Source organism: Methylobacterium nigriterrae, assembly GCF_037106235.1.
GTDB classification, from domain to species: Bacteria; Pseudomonadota; Alphaproteobacteria; order Rhizobiales; family Beijerinckiaceae; genus Methylobacterium; species Methylobacterium nigriterrae.
On sequence record NZ_JBAWTG010001036.1, the window covers coordinates 1 to 255 of the forward strand.

Below are 255 nucleotides of genomic sequence, written 5' to 3' on the forward strand. Positions count from 1 at the left end.
GTGCTGGCGCATTCGGATATCGCGCCGGCGCGCAAGGCCGATCCGGGGGAGAAATTTCCGTGGGGCCGCCTTGCGGCATCGGGCGTCGTCCGTTTCGTCGAACCGGCCCCGGTCCGCGAAGGACGTGTTCTCATGCAGGGCAGCGTCGGCGACGCCGTGGAAAGGCTGCAATCGATGCTGGCGCTTTATGGCTACGGCGTGGAAATCAGCGGGGTCTTCGACGACTTGACGCGGCTGGTCGTGACGGCGTTCCAG

Annotated in this window: 1 protein-coding gene; it reads left to right on the plus strand. The window is 66.3% G+C overall.

Going from position 1 to position 255, the window contains the following annotated elements; translation table 11 throughout:
• Positions 1-255: peptidoglycan-binding domain-containing protein (locus WDW90_RS40140; protein ID WP_336493122.1), on the plus strand; the 255-nt coding region annotated here is incomplete at both ends.